The organism is Desulfovibrio sp., from assembly GCA_016208105.1.
Classification (GTDB): Bacteria; Desulfobacterota; Desulfovibrionia; order Desulfovibrionales; family Desulfovibrionaceae; genus Fundidesulfovibrio.
Genome location: JACQYS010000009.1, coordinates 66947 through 87341 on the forward strand (window position 1 = coordinate 66947; position 20395 = coordinate 87341).

The following is a 20395-nucleotide window of genomic DNA, read 5'->3' on the forward strand; positions in this document are numbered from 1 at the left end:
GCTACGGCAGGGAGAGTATCACCGTGTCGCATCCACTAAAGGAATATAAGCATGATCCAGATCGAAGTAAACATCTCAGGGGTGGCAGCCATCCTGTCCCGAATCGTCACCCTGGGTGCGAACATGACGCCTATATCTCGTGCCCTGGCGGGAGTGCTGGCGGACATCCCCGAGCGGGCCTTCGCTGAACAACGCGACCCGGCCACGGGCGCGCCCTGGGCTCCACTCTCGCCGGTTACGGTGAACAAGAGGGGAAGTGCAACACCTATTCTCCAGATGAGCGGGCACTTGGCCAGCTCCATCCAGACCGAACACGGGCCAGACTTCGCCCGCGTGACAACGAACGTCCCCTATGCCCCCACGCATCAGTTTGGAGCCAAGAAGGGGCAGTATGGAAGGACGAAGCGCGGCGCGTCGATTCCGTGGGGGGACATACCTGGCAGGCCGTTCTTCGGCGTCGGCCCGGCTGACGAAGCCGAAATCGAACAGGTGGCCCGTGAACACCTCCAGCGCGAACTCGGTGGTCCGTGATGCAGCCAAAGGCTGCACGAATAATTCTAACGGGACACTAACGGTCAATATGCCGGTTTGTGCGAAACAATCTTGTGCAAAAAAAGCGGTAGGTATAGAGTAGGGATAAAATTCTCACTATTCTCTGGGGAGGCTGCCGTGCCAAGAATGACTTTTAGGCTTTACGCGGTTGAGTGTAACAATGCGAGTGTAACTTTCGGCCAAGCTCTTGAGCATATATTCCGTGAGCTACCTGAGAATAGAATACAAAATGTTGGTGAACACGAAGGCTTTTTGTTTGACATCCGCAGCATATTGCAAATCCAAACATACCTTTTCTCGAAGCTAAGGATGGATGATTTGCCTTCAGCAACAAGTCGCCTTGGTGTCAGAACCCCGTTGAATCTTGCAGCTGACCAAGGCTTAGGTGAAGAAATGGCTATGGGCTATGATGCCGGACTGGGCGTTGTTTCTATACAAGCAAGCGGTTATTCGTTTCGTCCCAGTAGAATTGCACAATATATAAACACATTCTTTCCTGATATAGAAGCTCGTTTCTTACCAATTATTTCTCCTGATATTGTACAACGATTTCGTAGGATGTCTATCCTGAGGAAACTTTCGTTCCGCATAGCAAGCACAACAAATTTGGATTTTCTACAGCAGAGTGGCTTGAGCGCTGCTGAACGAAATGCCTTGCAAGAGTTCCTGCTGGCTCCACACCTTGATATAACTTTAAGTGTTGGGAACGGTAGGCGAGACATTGGCCTCGTTGACAGAGTAAAGCATTTTGCATCTGTATTAAGCCATGCCGCATGGGGTAGAGGCGAAGAAGGCATTGAACGTCTTGTTGTTACTGGGAAGGATGATGAATTTTCGAAGTCAGATACTATTGATCTTCTAGAAAATCAAGTTCAGTACGTAGCAGATGTTCAAAGTCAAGGAAGATCAATTGACATAGATCATTTATGTCGCACTGCTGCTGCTGCGATTAACGACAATCGACAAGTGTTGAGACAAAGAAATGTCACATAGTAAAGAGTACTATTTTGAGAGGTTTATTCCAGAAGCCTGCTTCATTATTGTTTTAACTCTCACATATATTTACTCAGACATCATACCTGTAAATACAAAGGACCTTTCCGGATCATTTGCGGCCATATTTGCTGTCTTTGTTGGCTTTATAACGACATCTATTTCTATTTTTTTCTCGGCACAAGACAAGCAGTTTATCAAAAGTATGAAGAGCTCTGGGTCATTCGCAATGATTGTCAGTTATCACCATATGGCAATCATGTGGTGTTCAGTTGCTGTTGTTGCGTCTCTTGTGTGCACTGTTTTTTGTGATAACTGTTCCAACAACAATTTTGTAACTGCAATAAAAGGTGTAATGTTCTCAACAAGCTTTGCAGCATTTGTTTCTATGGTTCGCGTTGGATATTTCTACAAAAAAATTATTCTAAGAAATTGACCTGCTACTGAAGTCCTTCACCTATCGCACATAGCCCGCCGCCACTAGCGTGGCGGGCATGCGCAACGCGAATCCCACCCCACATAAGGCCACGGCCATAGCAGCCTTGGTCGTACAGTTGGCCACGGACGCCCCTGGTCTGCCCGAGGGCTGCAACGTCCAGCTTTTTCCGGACGGCGAGTTCGCGGCCCGCGATGGTCGTCCCGCCTCCGTGAAGAACTGCGAGGCCGCCGCCTGGCGCATGGACGGGGACATTGCCGCCGCGCTTATCGCACAGGTTGAGTCCCGCGAGACCCCGCTTTTCATAGACTACGAACACCACACCCTCACCGCCAAAGAAGGCGGGCACAAGGCCGTGGCCGCCGGGTGGGTCGAATCCCTTGCTTACGTGCCCACCCAAGGTCTTTTCGCAAAGGTCGCCTGGACCGACACCGCCCGCCAACACATCCAGGCCGACGAATACCGCTTCATCAGCCCGCTTTTCGGCTTCGACCTCAAAACCGGAGCCATCCGCACCCTCATTAACGCAGCCCTTACGAACAACCCGGCGCTGGACGGCATGGCCGCCGTGGCCGCCGCGTTGAAAACCAACCTTACGGAGGAAGACATGAATCCCAAGGACTCTAAAGGCCAGGAAGCTCTCAGCGAGGACCTGGCGGAGCGTCTGCGCTGGATGCTCAACCTGCCCGTGACCGCCACGGCGCAGGAAATCATCGCCGAGTTGGACAAGGTGAAGACCCAGTTGGGCGGTGAGGCAGCCGCATCCACCGGCGTGGACCTGGTGGCCATCCTTCAAACCAAGGATTCCCAGATCACCGCCCTGACCGCCCAAGCGAGCCAGCCCGATCCGATCAAGTTCGCTCCGGTGAGCGCCTTGGAGGCCCTCACCCAGGACAACGCCACCCTCAAGGCCAGAGTGGCCGAGCTGGAGCAACAGAACGGCACGGCGGCCTTGTCCGCCCAGATCGAAGCCGCCCTAGCGGACGGCCGCCTCAACAAGGGCCTGGAGGGCTGGATTAAGGACCTGGCCAAGGCCAACCCCGAGCAAGCCCAGGCCTACCTGGAGAAAGCCGCGCCCATCGCCGCGCTCTCCAGCATGCAGACCAACAACCAAGGCACACCTCCCACCCCGTCCGCGCCGGGCAGCGGCGTTGCCGCCCTGTCGGCCGAGGAAAAGGAGGCCGCACGCCTGCAAGGCAAAACCGACGAAGAATACCTCGCCTGCAAGGAGGGCAAGTAAATGGCACTTCTCACCCCGGCGCTCATCAGGGCGCTGTTCACCGGTTGGCGGGGCGATTTCCAGAGCGCCCAAAAAGGAGCGGAGAGCGTCTACGGCAAGGTGGCCACGCTCATTCCCTCATCCTCGAAGTCCAACACCTACGGCTGGCTGGGGCAGTTCCCCAAGCTCAGGGAATGGATCGGCGACCGCGTGGTCAAGGACATGGCCGCCCACGGCTACAGCATCACCAACAAGAAGTATGAAAGCACGGTGGGCGTGGACCGAGAGGACATCGAAGACGACAACGTGGGCGTCTATGCTCCGCTCTTTGTCGAAATGGGCCGGGCCGTCGGCGTTTTCCCCGACGAGCTGGTTTTCGGGCTGATGGCCCAGGGCTTAACTTCCCTGTGCTACGACGGGCAGAACTTCTTCGACACCGACCACCCCGTCTTCCCCAATGTGGATGGCACCGGTACGGCCGCCACCATCTCCAACTTCGGAGGCGGCACCGGCACCGCCTGGTATCTTCTGGACTGCTCCCGCGCCATCAAGCCCGTGATCTTCCAGGAACGCACCAAGCCGGAGATCACCTCCATAACGGACGTTACCGACCACAACGTCCATACCACCGACAAGTTCGAGTACGGCGTGCGCTACCGCTGCAACGTGGGCTTCGGCTTCTGGCAGTTCGCTTACTGCTCGAAGCAGCCCTTAAACGACGCTAACTTCGACGCGGCCTACGACGCCATGGCCGCCTTCGCGGCTGACGGCGGACGCCCGCTCGGCATCAAGCCCACCCTGTTGGTTGTACCCACCAACCTGCGCACCGCCGCCAGCGAAGTGGTGAAGGTGGCCCGCCGAACCGACGGCTCGGACAACCCCAACGCTGGCATCGTGGACGTGCTGATCACGCCCTGGCTGAACTAGGAGGCGCGGCATGAATAAGGTTGAAAACATCGTCCGCACCCGCAGCCTGCGCGGCGGCCACTACCGCGCCGGAGTGCGGCACGGCGAGGAAGCAAAGGATTGGCCGTCCGGAACCTTCACGGAGGAGCAGCTGGCCGCAATGCGGGATGATCCTGACCTGGCGGTGGAAATGCTGGATGCCCTGGCCGTTGATCCCGATGCATCCGGGGCCGGGAATGGTGATGAATCCAGCAAGGATGAAGGGGCCTCCGAAGCTACCGCCAAGAAGGACAAGAAGAAGGACTAACGCATGTACGCCACGATTCAGGACATGCTGGCCGCCTTCGGCCGGGAAGAGATGGTCGCCCTGACCGACCTCGAAAACACCGGCAACATGGTGGAGGCCGTGGCCCTGGAAGCCATCGCGCGCGCGAGCAGCGAGGCAGATAGCTACCTTTCCGCCCGCTATGTCGTGCCGGTTGCCGTGGTGGACAAGGTCCTGACCGACGTGGTGTGCCAAATCGCCCGCTACCGCCTCCCCGGCGGCCAAGTGAACGAAACCGATCCCATACAGGAGCGCTACGACCGGGCCATCAAATGGCTGGAACGTGTCGCCAACGGCGATGCCAACCTGCCCGGCATGCAGGACCCGGCGGCCACGGCGGGGGACGTGCTGTTCTCCACTGGCCGCCGGGTTTGGCTGCGGGCCAACGAGGAAACCGATGATTAGCGTCATCGAAGAGGCCATCAAGCGCCGCGTTGCGAACGCTGCGCTCCCCTATAAACCCAATGTGGCCACCTACGGAGGTGAATTCGATGACGGCCTGGAGGCCGTGGTCCGCTCCTTCCCGGCCATCTGGGTGTGCTTCGGCAGCGACGGGCCGGGGAAAGCCCTGGCCATGCCCAAGCGCGTCTGGCGTTTCCCGGCCACCTTCGTGGTGATCGTGGCCGCCCGCAACCTGCGCTCCGAGGCGGCCACCCGCAAGGGCGATGCCCGCAAAGTGGGCACGTACTCCATGCTTGAGGATGTGCGCCGCCTGCTTCTCTACCAGGACCTGGGGTTGGAGATTGAAGAGCTGGCTCCCGGGAGAACCCGGACCCTGGTCAACGCCAGGCTAAAAAACAACAGCGTCTCCGCCTACTCCATGGAGTGGCACACCAGCTACGACGTGGTTCTTGGCGAACTGCCCCAAACCGACCCGCCCACGCTGGAGCGCGTGGGTCTCAATTATCACCTGGCTCCGGACGACGGCGAAGCCGACGCCCAGGACCTGGTCACCCTGCAAAACGGAGAACAACCATGACCATTCTCGTGAAAGCCACGCCAGGCGTGAAGGTGCCAAAGGAGGGCGCACCGCGCGAATACATCACCGAAGCCGAGGCCCAAACCGTGCCCCAAAGCGCCTACTACCTGCGCCGCCTGGATGACGGCGACCTGATCCGCGTGGTTGAGTCCACCGCGAAGGCCAAGCTCAAGGAGCAAACCGATGGCTAGCGAAAACATCAGCTTCGACACCTTGCCCGCAAGCATCCGAAAGCCGGGCAAGTATTTCGAGTTCAACACCCGCCTGGCTGTCCGCACCCTACCGACGAACGAGCAGCGGGTGCTCATCCTGGCCCAGGCCAGCCCGGACGCGGAGCAGGCAACGCTCACACCGGTGTCGGTCTATTCAGATGAAGAGGCGTCGCGCCTTTTCGGGCCGGGCAGCCAGGCGCATCTGATGACCCGCGCGGCCATCACCGCCAACGCCTATTTGCGTTTGACCGTGGTCGGACTTCCCGACGATGCCGCCGGAATCGCGGCGAGTTGCACGGCAACCGTCACCGGAACATCCGCCGGACTCGGCGTCGCCGGGATCACCATCGGCAGCCAAACCGTGCAGATTTCCGTTTCATTGGGTGTTTCGGCCGCCGCCATCGCCCAAGCTTTGGCCGACAAGGTGAACGCGCACCCCTCCCTGCCGGTTACGGCTTCGGCCGCTGGCGGGGTCATCACCCTGACCGCCAGAAACAAGGGGGCCGCCGGGAACCAGATTCCCGTGGCTGCCAACTCCGCCGTGGACGGCGTGAGTATAGCCATTACGGCCATGGCCAACGGCGCGGTGGACCCGGATATGACCCAGGCCTTGTCCGTGGTCTTCGCCGACGGGCACAACATCATCGTAACGCCCTACGGCACCCAGGCGGCGCTCACCACTTTGCGCCAGCACCTGGACGCGGTTTCCCATGCCCTGGAACAGCGCGGAGCCATCGGGGTTTGCGCCAGCACAGGCACGCTGGCCGCCGCCGTCACGCTGGCCGGGCAGATCAATGCCGGGCGCATAGGCAAGGTGGCCAGCATGCCGGACGTATTCGGCAAGTTCGCCTCCCTCTCCAACTTTTCGGACCTCTTGCCCCGGTTCTCCCTGAACGCAGACGGCCAGAACAAGGCCTATACCATGACTCCAGCCGCATACTCCGGCACGCCGGTCAGCGGCCCGCTTACCGGGGCGGCGGAAGCCCGGCCTGTCGTGGTGGTGCCGTCCACGTCCGAGGCCAGCCAGGTTTCCTCGCCGGACATGAGCACTCCGTCAGGCCAAGGGCGGGCCATGGCCGCCGCCACCCTCAACCTGGCCAGCGCCATGGCCGTGGCCAACGCGACCTCGAACGTACTGGCCGCCGAGGTGCAGGCTCCCACGCTCACCCCGGCGGAGGTGGAAGCCGCTGTGGGCGTAAGCCGCCAGCGGCTTCAGGATTGCATTGCGGATCAACGGACGCTCTTTCCCACCCACCAAGCCTACCCGATAATTGAAGAGTTGCGCACGTCCGCCCTGGCGGTTCAGGACATGGGCGCGCAAGTCATCCGCCTGCATCCTCCGCTTGTGGTCCAGACCGCCCCGTCGTCCTGCAACCTGCATCTGTTAGCCCACTGGCTCTACGGCGACTATACGCGGGCGACCGAGCTGTCGCGCCTGAATCCAGGCGTGCGCAACCCCAATTTCGTGGCCTCCGGGCAGGAACTCTATGGCTACGCAAAGTGAAGACCGCCTCACCGTGCGCGTGGCCGGGTTGGAACACCGCGACTGGACCTCCTATTCGCTCGATTCCGACCTGCTCACCCCGGCGGACGCCTGGCGCGTCTCGTTGGGCATTCCGGCCGCCAAGATACCGGCCAGCATCAAGCCGTGGGCAAAAATGGAAGTGCTCCTGGGCTCCAACCTCCTTCTCACCGGACGCATCGACCGCATCGAACGCGAGTTGGCCAAGGACACCCAGACGTTGAGCTTGTCCGGCCGGGACAACGCCGCCGTGCTGGTGGACTGCTCCGCGCCGATCTTCACCCAGCGCCAGGCGTCTCTTGAGGAAATCGTGGACCTGGTCGCCCGGCCGCTAGGCATCGAACGCATCGACGTGCGGACCACCGGCCGTCAAAAAAAGGTAGAGATCGAGCCGGGAATAACCGCCTGGGACGCCCTCAAACAAGCCTGCGAGGCCAACGGCTGCTGGGCCTGGATGGAGCCGGACGGCACCATGGTGGTGGGCGGCCCGGATTATTCCGCCGCCCCGGTTTCCTCCCTGGTCGAGCGTTACGACGGCAAGGGCAACAACACCTTGTCGCTTTCCGTGCGTGAGGACGTTTCCTCCCGGTATTCGGAAGTGACGGTGCTGGGACAGACGCATGGCACCGAGAGCGAGGACGGCAAGAACGACATCATGCATCGAGAGACGGACCCGAACGTGCCGGGCTACCGGCCGCTCATCATAGCCAAGGGCGAGTGCGACAACGAGGAGGAAGCCAAGCGCCGGGCCAAAAAAGAGCTTATGGACAGCCGCCTGGCAGGCTTCGAGATCACGGCCAGGGTGCGTGGCCACCGCGTGGGCGGGCAAAGTGGTGAGCCGTGGCGGCCGGGCCAGCGGGTGCATGTGTTGAGCGAACCCCACGGCCTGGATGGCGTGTACTTCCTGATGAAACGCGCCTTTATCGGCGGTAAGGATCGGGGCCGGATCACCGAGCTGACCTTGAAAGAGGACGGCGTGTGGCTGCCGGAATTGGCCGACAAGTCAAAGGTCAAGAAGAAGGGGAAGAAAGGCCCCGGCGAAGTGGTGGACCTGTGAGCGACGTGAATCGCATAGACGCCCGAATAGCGCGGGCTTTCGCTCGGGTGCGGCTGGCCTTTCGGGCTGTGATGACCGCCCTGGATACCAAGCCTGGCGTGCAGCTTCTCCAGGCGGACGGTTTGAGAGGGGAGAAGCTCCAAGCCAGCGAGCTGTTTCAGCACTTCGGCTTTACCTCGGCCCCCCCAGCCGGGACACAGTGTATTGTGCTGCCGCTGGGCGGAAAGACCGCGCACTCGGTCATCGTGGCTACCGAGGCAGGGGCCTACCGGGTGGATGGACTCAAAAGCGGCGAAGTGGCCGTCTACAACCAGTCCGGGGCCAAGATCGTGTTGAAAGAGGGAAAGATTATCGAGATTGAGTGCGACGAACTCAAGGTGAAGGCGGAAAAGTCAATCAGGATGGAAGCCCTGGAGATCGAGGTCCACGCCAGTGAACACTTGGGGATGTATGCGCCCGCGTGGGACATGGGAGCGGAAGGGGAAGGCGACAGTGAGGCTCTGTGGCGCGGGAGCGTGCATTTCACTGGGACTTCACGGGCGGACGTGGATCACGTCACCGAGACGGTGTCCTTGCGACACCATGTTCATCGTGAACATGACGGCGGCGGGCCGACGGAGCCACCAGATAACATATGATCAAGGATGCTTACGAAATGAAGTCGTGCGGCTTGTCAGGTCAAGCCGACTGACTTATAGGGGCTCTATGCGGGACATTGATGTTAGAAAAGCCCTATTCCGTGGACAACTCCTGCGATTTAAGGAGGATGGCCGCTCACGAATTGTTGAGGAACTTTCCCTTTGCCAAGGTGACGCACGTATCGATATCGCGGTCGTAAATGGAAAGCTTCATGGGTTTGAAATAAAAAGCGACAAAGACACGCTCGAACGTTTAGCAAACCAGGTGGTTGTTTATTCAAAGGTTTTTGATCATGTCACCCTAGTTGCGGGAGAAGCGCACCTTGATAAGTCGTTGCAAATTATTCCTTCATGGTGGGGTGTCTGCACCGCTGTAGTCAAAAATGGATCTCCGCAGATTAAAACAATCAGGAAGCCAAAACAAAACAGAAGCATAGATGTACGTGCCGTTGTTCAACTCCTCTGGAAAGAGGAATGTCAAATGTTGCTCGCACGACTTGGAATCAAATCAACGATTACCTCAAAATCAAGATCATTTCTATGGGAACAGTTGGCTGACGAGCTTAATCAGCGCGACCTATGTATGCATGTGCGCGACACAATTAAGCAACGAAAGGATTGGAGAGAGGGCGTTGTAAGACAACACCCTCCCTGTCGGCCATCAAATGGAGTTACATATATTGGCCCATTAGTTTTGACATCATGATGCGTCAGGACATATTTCATTTTGTAGCTGATGAATTACGTATGCTATGTGATGGTTTACGTCGACCGTCACCCAGTTAGTGAGGTTTCCTGGACCACAAGTTCTTTGAGCACACCCGTCAATGTATCCGTCTCCCCATGAGAATGATGCTCCCATGTACTCCTGACGAGCGATGACGTTGGCCGCAAGGTTGTGGTACTGTCCACCATTGCCCTTCATTTGACTACCTTTGAATGTTACCCACACGCGCTGACTTGTATATCGTATTTTTGCAGCTGGTTTCATAGTTAAAGGGTCGAAATCGGTGATCTCAGGATTCAAACAGGTATAATCACCATACGACGGTTTTCTAACGATGCTCGGTCTGGATAAGATGCTAGTCCATAACAGCCAGTCTAGCCTTCTTACCATTGATATTCCTTTTGGAATCCCTGACGACGTAGGAAAGGATGAACTTGCCAGAGTTAATGTTCGAAAACTGGCAATCGCATTAGTTGAATTGATTGTATTTACAATGGCAGAAGCCAACAAGCCTGTTGAGGAAAGATCCGTCGTCCGCATATCAAAAACAATGTCACATGAACCTCTCTCAAGTTGAAAAAACTCTAGCAGTTCATCAATGTCTTGATTTGCTGACTGTTCTTCATCCTCGTAATCGAGAAACAGCCTAAAACAGAGACCTTCCCCTCTCTTAACCACTTCGTTCCGTATAGCCTGTTGATACTGAATTGGCGACCCAGGCGAAATAACCGGAATCGCCCTGACCCCACACAAGTGGAGTTCATTAAACAATACCTCGGCAGGATGTACGCCCGTTGTGATTGTTATCTCTTGCATGTTGCTTGCATCAACAAAACAAGGTTCATCTCGCTGCCAAGCCCGTCTTATTTTATTAGCCAACTTATTTAATGCTTGTTGACTCAAATTATCGTTGTCATCGAAATCTCCAAAGACTTCCCAAAGCGGTGTGACATTGGAAATTTGGCTTTGCAAATTCTCAACTCCGACCAATTCACCTTTTTTTGTTTTAACAATTGGTACATAGTGGCAGAAGTCAAACATGCGTAGTCCTCCTTGTATGGACTGACTGAACCCTTTCATCTTTCTCCAACACCACCACCGCCACTAAAGTGGCGGGCATGGGCATAGACAAAGGCATCGACCCTTACACCGGCGAGTACTTACCCACCCGGATAAACCACCTGGGCAATGCCGTCTATATTCGCCTGGCAACTCCTTTAGGTTCCTGGTGGGCCGATACCACCATAGGCTCGCGCCTGCATGAACTCGCTCGCGAGAAAGACCTGCCCCGTGTGGGCCTCCTTGCCGAGCAATACGCCGAACAAGCCCTGCGCCCATTGATTGAGGATGGCCGGGCGCGCTCCATAACTGTCACTTCCCAACAGCCCCACGACGGCCGTTGCCTCCTTCTCATCACGGTAGAGGACGCCACGGGCCGCGAACAAACCTTCCAGCATCCGGTGAAGGTTTCCTGATGTACACCATCCCCCTGTTCGAGGACATCCGCGCCGCCTACCTGCGAGACATTAAGAACCTCTTGCCGGACGCAGCCACGGATGTGGACTCGGATTTTTACATCCGCGCCACGGCCCTGGCCTCCGCCATCGACGGCCTCTACCATCACCAGCTCTGGACCGCCCGGCAGGTCCTGCCGGACACCTCCGACCCCGAATACCTGGAGCGCCACGCCGCGCTTCGCGGCATCACCCGCAAACCAGCCGTCGCGGCCAGCGGTGAACTTACTGTCCAGGGCACGCCTGGTGCGGTCATACCTTCAGGTGAATCCGTCAGACACACGGCCACCAGCCTCACATTTCTAACGGCCGAGCAAGGCATCATCGGCGCGAACGGTCAGGCCAAGATCGCGGTGCAGGCGTCCCAACCTGGCATCATGCCCGCCTTCTCGGGAGAGCCGGTGCTGTTCACCCAGGCCCCGGCGGGCATCCAATCCGAAGCCGGGCTCACACTCTCCGGTGGCATCGCCGCCGAGACGGACGCCGAGCTGCTGGCCAGGTTGCTGGAGTACATGCAGCACCCTCCGGGCGGCGGTAATATCTACGACTACAAGCGCTGGGTCATGGCCGTGCCCGGCATTTCCAAAGCCTGGGCCTACCCCAACCGGCGAGGCCTCGGCACCGTGGATGTGGCCGTGCTCGGCCCGGACGGCCAGGCCTCGGCGCAGGCCATAGCCGAAGCCCAAGCCAAGGTGGACGCGAACCGCCCGGCCGCCTGCAAGGATGCCTGGGTGCTTTCTCCCACTCCGCTCCTGGTCAATGTGAACGTGGCCGTGCGCCTGGATGCAACGATCACCACCCTGGCCACATTCACCGCACAGCTCCAAGAGGGGCTGGCGTCCATCTTTAAGGACTTGCCGCCCGGTGGCGTGGTCTACCGCTCGAAGATCGAAGCCGTGACATCCAGCCTGCCGGGAGTGATCGACCGCCAGGTCAAGGTGCCGCAGTCCAATTACGTGGCCCTGGTGAATGCCCAGCGGTTGGAGTGGCCCCGCCTCGGGCTGGTGCAGGCGGAGGCGCTCTGATGGCCGGGCACGCCGAACTCCTCGCCCGGCTTCTGCCCGTAAGCTATGCCCTGACCGGCCAGATAGAGTCGGAGCTAGCGGCGGAAGGGACTGCCCTGGATGCCGTCCTGGCCGTAAGCCTTGACCCTCTTCGCGGGCTGACTCCGCTTCAGGCCTTGGAGTGGTTGGAAGACTATGAGCGCAACTACGGCCTGCCAGGCGATTGCCGCCAGCAAGGGCTTTTGCTCCAGGAACGCTTGGCGCTCCTGTCCATCGCCCTCACGGAACGCGCCGCCATCAACCGGGCCTACTACGTCTGGCTGGCGGCGCAGCTCGGCTACACCATCACCATCGAAGAGTACGGCCAGTTCAAGGCCGGGTTTTCTTCAGCTGGGGACCGGCTCACCAACTACCAAACCTTGTTCACCGCCGGATGCCGTGCCGGTCAGCCTTTGGCTGCGGGTGCGCTCTGGCAATACGTCTGGGTGGTTCACGCTACCGGCGAGCCGACAACGCTTTTTCGGGCAGGTCTCTCCGGCGCGGGGGAACCCTTGGCCAGTTGGAGCAACCAATTGTTGGAATGCGCCATCACGAGCGGGGCTCCAGCTCATACAAAAGTACTTTTCGCATACGGAGGATAACAATGCACAGGATCGACGGCCCCGGAGCCGTAAGCAACCTGTTCACCGAGGGCGACCCCTCGGTGCCACAGATGGCCACGGTGGTTTCGGCTGCCTGGCTCAACGACGTGCAAGAGAATCTGGCCCGCGCCATTGAGGCCGCCGGTATCACCCCGGTCAAGGCCGATTATGACCAACTGCGCCGGGCCATCACGCTGCTCTCCGGCTCCGGCGAGATCGGCGAGGTGAAGCTCTGGCCAAGCGAAATCCTGCCCACCAGCGGCGACTGGATGGAATGCGATGGCTCGGCCCTGCCCATCGTGGATTATCCGGCCTTGTATGCCGCCATTGGAGGGAGTGCTTTCGGCTCGGCCCTGAGCGGCTATTTCAGGCTGCCCAATGTTCGCGGCCGTGTCGTTCGTGGCTGGGACCACGGCGCGGGAGTGGACCCCGACGCCGCGCTTCGCAACGGCGGCGACCACGTGGGCTCCACCCAGGAAGACGCCATCAGGAAGCACAACCACCCCACAGGATCGAACACAGGCAAGGCCGATGGTGGGGCGAGCGTGGTTGACCCCGGCACTTGGAACAGCGCCAACGCGCTTATCTACAACGCCTACACCCAGGACTTCAACGTAACCACAGGGAAGACGGCCACCGAAATGAATAACGTTCCCAAGGCGCTGGAAACCCGCATGAAGAACATCGCCTTCATGTTCATCATCCGTTGGAGGTAACGAATGAAGCTTTATATCTACGACGAACAGGGGGCGCACCTCGGAGAGGTTGAAGCCCGTCTGTCACCGGCAAGACCGCAAAACCTGGATGGCAGCCCGAATTACCTCTATCCGGCCAATTCCACGGAGCTGCCCCCGCCGCTGGTCGGAACTGGGCAGGTCCCCATGTTCGACGGGGAGGCTTGGCGCGTGGAGGAAGACCACCGGGGGCAGATCGCCTTCAACACGGCCACCCTCCAACCGGTCTGGATTCAGAACGTCGGCCCCGTGCCCGAGGGCTACACACTCATTACGCCGCCAAGCCTGCTTCACGTCTGGGACGGCTCAGCCTGGCAGCCGAACATGGACGCTATCCGCTCCAGCGCCGAGGCCACCATTGACGCCCAAGCGGACGCACTGCTCGCCCCCTACATGACGCTCACCCCCGGCCGGGCCATGACCTACATGGCCAAGGAAGCCCAGGCTACAGCCTTTCTGGCCGCCACGAACCCCAACCCGGCGGACTACCCGCTTATCGCCGGGGAAGTGGGCATCACCGCCGACACGCCAAAGGCCGTGGCTGAAACCATCCTGTCCATGTCACGGGCCTGGCACGCCATGGGCGCGTTAATCGAAACCGTGCGCTTGACCGCAAAAAAGCGAGTGCGCGAAGCCCAAACCCCCGATGCCGTCCAGGTAATCCTTGACGGCATCACTTGGCCAAAGGCGGAGTAGCCCGTGAGCGCCATCCCCACCGTTGCGGTGACGATCCGCTTCCAGGACAACCAGGGCCAGGCCGTGGAAGGCGCTACCGTCAAGGCCGTGCTCACGGCTCAAGAACGCTACCAGGGCCTGGAAGTCCCCGGCCAGGTTCAAGGCCAGACAAACGCCCTAGGGATTGCCGTTCTGGCGCTGTTCCCCAACGAGCTTGGCAGCGAAGGCAGCTCCTATTCCCTGACCATCACCCCACCGCTGGGCGGCAGCATTGTGCGCTTTGTGGCCATCCCGGATTCCGCCTGCGACGTGCTCATCCGGCCTCACTCCTTTACCGCCATCACCGGACCGCAAGGGCCGCAGGGCTCCAGAGGGGATAAGGGCGAAAAGGGCGAGCGCGGGGAACGCGGGCAGACAGGGCCGCAAGGACTTCCCGGACAATCCAACGGCGTGGCCTTGGCCAGCGTGATGGCGGCCCGCTTGTACCATCACCTTTAGGAGACCGACATGGGTGCGTATCCGAACTTTCCAAACACCCCCGTCCACTTCGGCGTGAAGATTCAAGCCGCCGACCTGACGGACATCAAGGATTTCATAGAATCCCCCGAGGGCGGCTGCCTGATTGGAGTTATTCGAGCTTCCAGCGACAACGGGACTCCGATCACGCTTCGTTTTTTCCGGAGAATCGGCGAGGAAGATTTCCCTCTTGAAGAAGTGATCATCCCCGCAGGGGCTGGCTCCGGCGGCGTACCTTTCGTGGATGTGCTGGACAAGATCAACCAGAGCGAAGCCATGAGCTTCCCCTCCCTGGGCAAGTTGCGAGTCCGGGCCATGGCCCCCGTGGCCAACGAGAAAACCATCTACCTGGTTGCCGAGGGTGGCCAATTCTAGGGGGCGCTCATGATTAATGTCTTTGCTGAGAAGAGCACGCCCACACGGCGACCCCAGCCTTGGGCCGATGTGCTGGCCTTCGGCTCGAATATCGCCAGCTTCTACCAGTCACGGGGGGATGCGACGATCATCGGGCACGAGAAGGTCGCCACGATCCTTGACGGCCCCGAGAAGGTGGTCCTCTACGAGAACCTCACCGTTGGCGACGGCACCACCCCCAGCAGCTTGACTGCCACGCAAAGATGCAAAGGGTTGACCATCATCGTCCGGGGCAATCTCACCGTTAAGAACAACGCCTCCATCAACATGACCGGCAAAGGCGCGCGGGTTGACCGCGCCGATGACCCGCGTTTTCCTTTCATCGACTTCCTCATCCCCAACAAGGTGAGCATCTCTTCGGAAGTGATGCACCACCGCGAAGCCTTGGGCATCATCAAAAAGTACGGCTTCGCCCCTTGGGATCGTGGGCTGTGGGAAGTGGACGGTGCCGGGCTGCTGGGCGTCAATGTCGCCATCGCGGAACCTGGGGAAGCCATTCTTCTGGAGGCCGCAGGATGTGGCATTCCCGACGAGGCGAATCTGAGAGGATATAATGGCGAGCCTGTCGGAAAAGCCGGAGGCGCTGGCAAGAACGGCGCACCAGGTGCGGGTGGAACAGGAGGAGTCTGGTCTGCTGCGTGGAGCATGCGCGGACGTGCTGGGCGAGGTTGTCCATATTCCGGCGGCGCTGGTAGCGGCGGCGTGCATGATTACGGCTCCAACTGGAGCTTGATGGGCCATCCCGCCTCGCGCTTTTCCGGCCCAGGAAGTTCCGGCGGAGGTGGCGCGCCAGCCACAGCGATTTCAGCTCTGACTGTTCAACAGCCCGGCGAGCGGGACTCTTCCCCAACCGCCAACCCCATGTATGGTTGTGGTGGCGCGGGCAATCCTGGCGGCCCGAAAGGCTACCACGCTGCCGACACCCCCGGCGGAGACGGATGCGGCGGTAAGCTGGTCATCATCTGCTACGGCAACATCATCGTGGAAACGGGCGGCAAGATCGAAGCCAATGGCATGCCCGGCGGTTCAAGCGCCAGCACGGCCGCAGGGGGCGGCTCCGGCGGCGGCCACGTTTCGATTATCTACAGGGGAACGTTGACAAACAATGGAACCATCCAAGCGGCGGGAGGCCCCGGCGGAGACGGCTACAGCACTGCCGACGGCGGCGCAGGCGGAGCCGGTTGCGTCGTGACCAAGACCTTCCCCCAAATGGGCACAGCCTGGGTTTAGGAGGCACCATGCAAATAATCCTACTTCATAGCGCGCAGGTCGAGGCCTCGCGCGATATCGTGGGCGGAGTGCGTGGAATTTTTCGACAGTCCGCCCGAGAAAGCGAAGGTTCTTGAACCGGCGCAGAATTGATTGAGGAGCGGCAGGGCGGCGGCAACCGCCCCACCGACGGGTTGCGTTAACAACCCGCCACGGCCGAAGCCGCGCTCCAGCCCGCGCGGGCGTTAGAGGGCTAGCAGCTTCCGGCGCAACCTGTAAAGGTTTGTAATGGCGGAGATTAAGTGCGGAGTTTGCGGACGCTATTTGGCAAAGGGTGAGGTGGTCAGCTTGGAAATCAAGTGCCCACGCTGCAAGACATTAAACCACGTGAGGGTCGAGAACCCCGACCAGAGCCCCCAGGGCCGACATGAGGAGTTCTCGAATGCGTCACGAGGTCTTTGACAACGGAATACTGTACAATGGCGATGCTCTCTCGATTCTGAGGGAGCTTCCGGAAGGGTCGGTGGACGCTGTGCTCACCGACCCCCCTTATTCGAGCGGCGGCGTCCATCAGGCGGCGCGCCAGGCCGATCCGGCCACCAAGTACCAAAACACAGGGACGAAACGAACCTACCCGCCCATGCTGGGCGACCTCAAGGACCAACGCTCCTTCACTATGTGGGCCACGCTCTGGCTTGGGGAGTGTTGGCGCTTGGCCAAGTCGGGAGCGCCCTGCCTTGTTTTCTCGGATTGGCGGCAGCTCCCGGCCATGACCGACGCGATCCAGGCCGCCGGGTGGGCCTGGAAGGGTATCGTCGTTTGGCACAAGCCCAGCGCCAGGCCTCACCTCGGTTCATTCCGGCGTGATACGGAGTTCGTGATTCACGCCGTAAAGGGGCAGGCGAAGATACACACTCGCCAATGCTTCCCCGGCGTGTTCAAACACGCGGTGAACACCGCCCAGAAGGTCCACCTCACCGGCAAGCCTGTTGCCCTGGTGAAGGACCTTTTAGCCGTCGTCCCCGAGGAAACGAACGTGCTTGATCCTTTCATGGGAGGAGGAACCACGGCGCTTGCCTGCGTGGAAACAGGAAGGCGCTTCACAGGGGTGGAATTGTCGGCCGAATACGCCGCCCTCGCGGGGGAGAGAATCCGCAAGACCGAGGCGGCGTTAAAATTGTGAGTTAGCCTGACGGGGCGGCGTGCCGAATCCGGCGCAAATCAGTGCCAAATCGCGCGCCGCCTTACAGCAGAGGGCAATGAAAGAAAACGCGGGGCTGGAGTTGGGTAAAAATCTTTTCCAAAGAATAACGGGTTACGGACAGCGTCCGTAACCCGCTCAATTCTATGGTGGTCCCGACAAGATTCGAACTTGTGGCCTGCCGCTTAGGAGGCGGCCGCTCTATCCACCTGAGCTACGGGACCCCGCGAAGGAAGGTCTAGATAGACAAGCCGCCCCTTGCGGTCAACACTTTCTGGCGCACCACTCCGAGAAGCTGGCCCTTCTTGCGGGTCCTGGGACAAACCTGCCACGGTAATCCTGCCGCAATCGGAGTGTGTTCCTCTCTGGGCGCTTGCTTCTACGGTTTACGCACCGAATATATCGTGTTCTGGGTGTAACGGGTGACGATCTCGTCCCCCTTCTTGATGTACCTGAAATTCTTCACAGTCTCTGGGACGCGGACCATGAACGTATTTCCTGAGGCATCCTTCAGGGTAAGAGTGCGGTTGTTGTAACTAACAGCCGTCACCCAGGCAGTGGTTTCTATGGTGTCCACCACTGTCTTGGTGGGCAAGCCGTCCTCGGTTCCGAATTCCTCAACAGAGTTCTGCTGAACATACGGATAGTCCTCGGACTTGCGCACATACACCGCATAGGATTCAACCACGTCCACATCCACGATATCGCCAGGCGCAACCTTCTCCAGATTCTCAACCTCTTGGCGCACATGGAACGAGAATTCCTTCCCCTGGGCATTCTTGAGGGTGACCCATCTGGTCTTCTGGTTTACCGCCACTACCGTGGCGCTCCAGGAGCTGGTTTCGGCGTTCCAACGCCCAGGTTTGGAGTCGACCTTGGAACATGCGGCCCCGGCAACAAGCAGCATTATGGCGCCAATGGCAAGAATCAGGTTTTTCATCATGGTTGTCTGCACCTCTGGCTTGATTTCCGCCATCAACGCCGGCGGTTGGGAATGATTGTATCATCATATGCTCTGCAAAGCCACCTTGGAGCGCTCGCTGGAACACCCGCACCCTGCCTGGCAGTGGTATTAAGACATCCTCCAGGGATATCACGCCGGGACACCTGGAATATCCACACCCGCCGTCGTGTACCTGCAATCGCAGGCTGTGCGCAGCGCAACATTTTTTCCAGACAAAAGTCCAATATAACTGTCAATTATCGTTGAAATGTGTCACTTTCTCATCGTCTCGGAGCACTTGTTTACAAAGCCGGTTCGCCCCGGAGACGCCCTTCCGAGCGAACCTATCCACCCAGAAAGGAGCAGATATGAACGCTACCCGAAAAAATTCAAGCATCTGGATAACCTTCGGGCTCATCTGTGCCTTGGCAGTGGCATGGTCCGGATCAGCACTGGCCCAGTCGGCCCCGGCCACACGAACAGAAAAGAACTCCATCGGCGAGAAGGTCATCCCCAACACCGCCTATTATGGCGTGGCCACGGCCCAGGCCATCGAGAATTTTCCCTTCAACACCCGGACACTTAGGAATTTTCCCAGCCTTATCGTGGCCCACGCCTACGTAAAGAAGGCAGCAGCCCTGGCCAATGCGGAACTGGGCGAGCTGGACAAGGAAAAAGCCAAATTCATCGCCGCGGCCTGCGACGAGATCATCGCCGGCAAGCTGCATGATCAGTTTCCGGTGGACATGGTCCAGGGCGGAGCCGGCACCTCCACCAACATGAACGCCAATGAGGTCATCGCCAACCGCGCCCTGGAACTCATGGGCAAGCAGAAAGGCGATTACAAGTTCATCCACCCCAACGACGACGTCAATAATTCCCAGTCCACCAACGACGTCTATCCTGTGTCGATCAAGCTTGCCGCCCTTCTGGAGCTCAAGGCCACCCTGGCGGCGATGGAGAACCTCAAGGCGGCCCTGGAGGCGAAGGCGCAGGAAAACAAGACCGTGCTCAAAATGGGCCGAACCGAGATGCAGGACGCCGTGCCCATGACCGTGGGTCAGGAATTCCACGCCTGGGCCGACACAGTGGCAGACTCCATCCGCCAGCTCAAAAGTGTCCAGCCCGCGCTGCTCAAGAGCAGCATGGGCGCCACCGCCATCGGCACCGGCATCAACACCCATCCCCAGTACGCGGCCCTGGTCACCAAGAAGCTGGCTGAAGTGACCGGCATGCCCTGGACCCTGGCGTCCGACCTGGTGGCTGCGACCTCCGAGGCAGGCACGTATATGGAAACCTCCGGAGCCCTGAAGCGCAGCGCCATACAGATTTCCAAGATCTGCAACGACCTGCGCCTGCTCTCCTCAGGCCCCAGGGCCGGTTTCTTTGAGATCGTGCTCCCGGCCACCCAGCCCGGGTCGTCCATCATGCCCGGCAAGGTCAACCCGGTCATACCGGAAGTCTTCACCCAGATCGCTTACCAGATCGCCGGATACGACACGACCATCACCATGGCCGCCGAGGTCGGCAGCCTGCAGTTGAACATGGCCGAACCCATCATCGCCTACGACCTGCTCGACGGCATTGGTCTTCTGGGCCGCGGCTGCACCGTGCTCACGGAGAAGTGCATCAAGGGCATCGTGGTGAACAAGGACCGCCTGGCCGACATGGTGAAAAACAGCATCGGCCTGGTCACCGCCCTGAACCCGGTGCTTGGCTACGACAAATCCTCCTCGGTGGCCAAGGAGGCCCTCGCCACCGGCAGATCCGTGTACGACCTGGTTCTGGAGAAGGGTTGGCTCAACAAGGCCCAATTGGACGACCTGCTCAAACCCGAAAAGATGACCCAGCCGCGCGAGGTCAAAAAGTAGCCCCACCTTTCCGAGAATGAAAGCGGGAGGCCTTTCGGGGCCTCCCTTTTTTTAGGGTTGGCATGCCCCTTGCCAGTTTACATTCCCCACCAGAGGATTATAGTGGC

25 protein-coding genes and 1 tRNA gene are annotated in these 20395 nt (G+C 59.4%); 23 read left to right on the plus strand and 3 right to left on the minus strand.

What is annotated here, in order from left to right; all coding sequences use genetic code 11:
• Window positions 1-51 precede the first annotated feature (51 nt).
• The 12 genes from HY795_04385 (at window position 52) to HY795_04440 (ending at window position 9545) form a co-directional block, all read left to right on the plus strand.
• Window positions 52-531, plus strand: coding sequence for a phage virion morphogenesis protein (locus HY795_04385; GenBank protein MBI4804455.1), 480 nt, complete (start codon window positions 52-54; stop codon window positions 529-531).
• Window positions 532-669: 138 nt separating this feature from the next.
• A complete protein-coding gene (locus HY795_04390; GenBank protein MBI4804456.1) occupies window positions 670-1545 on the plus strand; it encodes a hypothetical protein in 876 nt (291 codons plus the stop codon).
• Between the two features lie 494 nt (window positions 1546-2039).
• Window positions 2040-3221 carry a phage protease gene (locus HY795_04395; protein ID MBI4804457.1) on the plus strand — a complete coding sequence of 394 codons (1182 nt, stop codon included), beginning with the start codon at window positions 2040-2042 and terminating at the stop codon, window positions 3219-3221.
• Window positions 3222-4127, plus strand: coding sequence for a Mu-like prophage major head subunit gpT family protein (locus HY795_04400; protein MBI4804458.1), 906 nt, complete (start codon window positions 3222-3224; stop codon window positions 4125-4127).
• Between the two features lie 10 nt (window positions 4128-4137).
• Window positions 4138-4413 carry a hypothetical protein gene (locus tag HY795_04405; protein MBI4804459.1) on the plus strand — a complete coding sequence of 92 codons (276 nt, stop codon included), beginning with the start codon at window positions 4138-4140 and terminating at the stop codon, window positions 4411-4413.
• A 3-nt stretch (window positions 4414-4416) separates the two neighbouring features.
• On the plus strand, window positions 4417-4836 hold the full coding sequence (locus tag HY795_04410) for a DUF1320 domain-containing protein (protein MBI4804460.1): 420 nt from the start codon (window positions 4417-4419) through the stop codon (window positions 4834-4836).
• Window positions 4829-5410: a DUF1834 family protein gene (locus HY795_04415; GenBank protein ID MBI4804461.1), complete on the plus strand. Its 582-nt coding sequence runs from the start codon at window positions 4829-4831 to the stop codon at window positions 5408-5410. Before HY795_04410 ends, HY795_04415 begins: the two co-directional genes overlap by 8 nt.
• A gap of 2 nt (window positions 5411-5412) precedes the next feature.
• Window positions 5413-5601: a DUF2635 domain-containing protein gene (locus tag HY795_04420; GenBank protein MBI4804462.1), complete on the plus strand. Its 189-nt coding sequence runs from the start codon at window positions 5413-5415 to the stop codon at window positions 5599-5601.
• The gene (locus tag HY795_04425) at window positions 5594-7126 is read left to right on the plus strand and encodes a hypothetical protein (GenBank protein ID MBI4804463.1); all 1533 of its coding nucleotides are present in this window, start codon (window positions 5594-5596) and stop codon (window positions 7124-7126) included. Before HY795_04420 ends, HY795_04425 begins: the two co-directional genes overlap by 8 nt.
• On the plus strand, window positions 7110-8201 hold the full coding sequence (locus HY795_04430; protein MBI4804464.1) for a phage tail protein: 1092 nt from the start codon (window positions 7110-7112) through the stop codon (window positions 8199-8201). Before HY795_04425 ends, HY795_04430 begins: the two co-directional genes overlap by 17 nt.
• Window positions 8198-8839 carry a phage baseplate assembly protein gene (locus HY795_04435; GenBank protein ID MBI4804465.1) on the plus strand — a complete coding sequence of 214 codons (642 nt, stop codon included), beginning with the start codon at window positions 8198-8200 and terminating at the stop codon, window positions 8837-8839. Before HY795_04430 ends, HY795_04435 begins: the two co-directional genes overlap by 4 nt.
• Window positions 8840-8906: 67 nt before the next feature.
• A complete protein-coding gene (locus HY795_04440; GenBank protein ID MBI4804466.1) occupies window positions 8907-9545 on the plus strand; it encodes a sce7726 family protein in 639 nt (212 codons plus the stop codon).
• On the opposite strand, the gene HY795_04445 is transcribed toward HY795_04440, so the two are convergent.
• Complete coding sequence (locus tag HY795_04445) at window positions 9540-10607, minus strand: beta family protein (protein MBI4804467.1); 1068 nt, start codon at window positions 10605-10607, stop codon at window positions 9540-9542. The two genes, HY795_04440 and HY795_04445, sit on opposite strands and share 6 nt — an antisense overlap.
• Before the next feature lie 77 nt (window positions 10608-10684).
• On the opposite strand from HY795_04445, the gene HY795_04450 reads away from it, so the two are divergent.
• From HY795_04450 to HY795_04495, 10 genes are all read left to right on the plus strand, one after another.
• Entirely contained in the window at window positions 10685-11041 is a 357-nt protein-coding gene (locus HY795_04450; protein MBI4804468.1) for a phage GP46 family protein, read from the plus strand.
• Window positions 11041-12105, plus strand: a complete 1065-nt coding sequence (locus tag HY795_04455) for a baseplate J/gp47 family protein (GenBank protein ID MBI4804469.1) — start codon at window positions 11041-11043, stop codon at window positions 12103-12105. The genes HY795_04450 and HY795_04455 overlap by 1 nt, the downstream gene beginning before the upstream one ends.
• Window positions 12105-12725: a DUF2313 domain-containing protein gene (locus HY795_04460; GenBank protein ID MBI4804470.1), complete on the plus strand. Its 621-nt coding sequence runs from the start codon at window positions 12105-12107 to the stop codon at window positions 12723-12725. Before HY795_04455 ends, HY795_04460 begins: the two co-directional genes overlap by 1 nt.
• Window positions 12726-12727: 2 nt before the next feature.
• Window positions 12728-13441, plus strand: coding sequence for a tail fiber protein (locus HY795_04465; GenBank protein MBI4804471.1), 714 nt, complete (start codon window positions 12728-12730; stop codon window positions 13439-13441).
• 3 nt (window positions 13442-13444) lie between these two features.
• Window positions 13445-14155 carry a hypothetical protein gene (locus HY795_04470; GenBank protein ID MBI4804472.1) on the plus strand — a complete coding sequence of 237 codons (711 nt, stop codon included), beginning with the start codon at window positions 13445-13447 and terminating at the stop codon, window positions 14153-14155.
• 3 nt (window positions 14156-14158) lie between these two features.
• The gene (locus tag HY795_04475) at window positions 14159-14632 is read left to right on the plus strand and encodes a collagen-like protein (protein ID MBI4804473.1); all 474 of its coding nucleotides are present in this window, start codon (window positions 14159-14161) and stop codon (window positions 14630-14632) included.
• 9 nt (window positions 14633-14641) lie between these two features.
• Window positions 14642-15025, plus strand: coding sequence for a hypothetical protein (locus HY795_04480; GenBank protein ID MBI4804474.1), 384 nt, complete (start codon window positions 14642-14644; stop codon window positions 15023-15025).
• Window positions 15026-15034: 9 nt separating this feature from the next.
• Window positions 15035-16294, plus strand: coding sequence for a hypothetical protein (locus tag HY795_04485; GenBank protein MBI4804475.1), 1260 nt, complete (start codon window positions 15035-15037; stop codon window positions 16292-16294).
• Window positions 16295-16561: 267 nt separating this feature from the next.
• Window positions 16562-16735, plus strand: a complete 174-nt coding sequence (locus HY795_04490) for a Com family DNA-binding transcriptional regulator (protein ID MBI4804476.1) — start codon at window positions 16562-16564, stop codon at window positions 16733-16735.
• A complete protein-coding gene (locus HY795_04495; GenBank protein MBI4804477.1) occupies window positions 16716-17456 on the plus strand; it encodes a site-specific DNA-methyltransferase in 741 nt (246 codons plus the stop codon). The genes HY795_04490 and HY795_04495 overlap by 20 nt, the downstream gene beginning before the upstream one ends.
• A gap of 165 nt (window positions 17457-17621) precedes the next feature.
• Here the strand turns inward: HY795_04495 and HY795_04500 are convergent.
• Together HY795_04500 and HY795_04505 are read right to left on the minus strand one after the other, a co-directional pair.
• Window positions 17622-17698: transfer RNA gene (locus HY795_04500), tRNA-Arg, on the minus strand.
• A gap of 155 nt (window positions 17699-17853) precedes the next feature.
• Window positions 17854-18417: a hypothetical protein gene (locus tag HY795_04505; protein ID MBI4804478.1), complete on the minus strand. Its 564-nt coding sequence runs from the start codon at window positions 18415-18417 to the stop codon at window positions 17854-17856.
• 368 nt (window positions 18418-18785) lie between these two features.
• Between HY795_04505 and HY795_04510 the strand changes: the two genes are divergently transcribed.
• The gene (locus HY795_04510) at window positions 18786-20288 is read left to right on the plus strand and encodes an aspartate ammonia-lyase (protein MBI4804479.1); all 1503 of its coding nucleotides are present in this window, start codon (window positions 18786-18788) and stop codon (window positions 20286-20288) included.
• Window positions 20289-20395: the final 107 nt, after the last annotated feature.

Bases quoted from the DNA above. Each gene is read 5' to 3' on its own strand.
- HY795_04485 (MBI4804475.1), top strand. From the start codon at position 15,035: ATGATTAATGTCTTTGCTGAGAAGAGCACGCCCACACGGCGACCCCAG.
- HY795_04455 (MBI4804469.1), top strand. From the start codon at position 11,041: ATGTACACCATCCCCCTGTTCGAGGACATCCGCGCCGCCTACCTGCGA.
- HY795_04400 (MBI4804458.1), top strand. From the start codon at position 3,222: ATGGCACTTCTCACCCCGGCGCTCATCAGGGCGCTGTTCACCGGTTGG.
- HY795_04430 (MBI4804464.1), top strand. From the start codon at position 7,110: ATGGCTACGCAAAGTGAAGACCGCCTCACCGTGCGCGTGGCCGGGTTG.
- HY795_04470 (MBI4804472.1), top strand. From the start codon at position 13,445: ATGAAGCTTTATATCTACGACGAACAGGGGGCGCACCTCGGAGAGGTT.
- HY795_04405 (MBI4804459.1), top strand. From the start codon at position 4,138: ATGAATAAGGTTGAAAACATCGTCCGCACCCGCAGCCTGCGCGGCGGC.
- HY795_04395 (MBI4804457.1), top strand. From the start codon at position 2,040: ATGCGCAACGCGAATCCCACCCCACATAAGGCCACGGCCATAGCAGCC.
- HY795_04385 (MBI4804455.1), top strand. From the start codon at position 52: ATGATCCAGATCGAAGTAAACATCTCAGGGGTGGCAGCCATCCTGTCC.
- HY795_04460 (MBI4804470.1), top strand. From the start codon at position 12,105: ATGGCCGGGCACGCCGAACTCCTCGCCCGGCTTCTGCCCGTAAGCTAT.
- HY795_04480 (MBI4804474.1), top strand. From the start codon at position 14,642: ATGGGTGCGTATCCGAACTTTCCAAACACCCCCGTCCACTTCGGCGTG.
- HY795_04510 (MBI4804479.1), top strand. From the start codon at position 18,786: ATGAACGCTACCCGAAAAAATTCAAGCATCTGGATAACCTTCGGGCTC.
- HY795_04495 (MBI4804477.1), top strand. From the start codon at position 16,716: ATGCGTCACGAGGTCTTTGACAACGGAATACTGTACAATGGCGATGCT.
- HY795_04490 (MBI4804476.1), top strand. From the start codon at position 16,562: ATGGCGGAGATTAAGTGCGGAGTTTGCGGACGCTATTTGGCAAAGGGT.
- HY795_04450 (MBI4804468.1), top strand. From the start codon at position 10,685: ATGGGCATAGACAAAGGCATCGACCCTTACACCGGCGAGTACTTACCC.
- HY795_04415 (MBI4804461.1), top strand. From the start codon at position 4,829: ATGATTAGCGTCATCGAAGAGGCCATCAAGCGCCGCGTTGCGAACGCT.
- HY795_04440 (MBI4804466.1), top strand. From the start codon at position 8,907: ATGCGGGACATTGATGTTAGAAAAGCCCTATTCCGTGGACAACTCCTG.
- HY795_04465 (MBI4804471.1), top strand. From the start codon at position 12,728: ATGCACAGGATCGACGGCCCCGGAGCCGTAAGCAACCTGTTCACCGAG.
- HY795_04505 (MBI4804478.1), bottom strand. From the start codon at position 18,417: ATGATGAAAAACCTGATTCTTGCCATTGGCGCCATAATGCTGCTTGTT.
- HY795_04445 (MBI4804467.1), bottom strand. From the start codon at position 10,607: ATGTTTGACTTCTGCCACTATGTACCAATTGTTAAAACAAAAAAAGGT.
- HY795_04425 (MBI4804463.1), top strand. From the start codon at position 5,594: ATGGCTAGCGAAAACATCAGCTTCGACACCTTGCCCGCAAGCATCCGA.
- HY795_04410 (MBI4804460.1), top strand. From the start codon at position 4,417: ATGTACGCCACGATTCAGGACATGCTGGCCGCCTTCGGCCGGGAAGAG.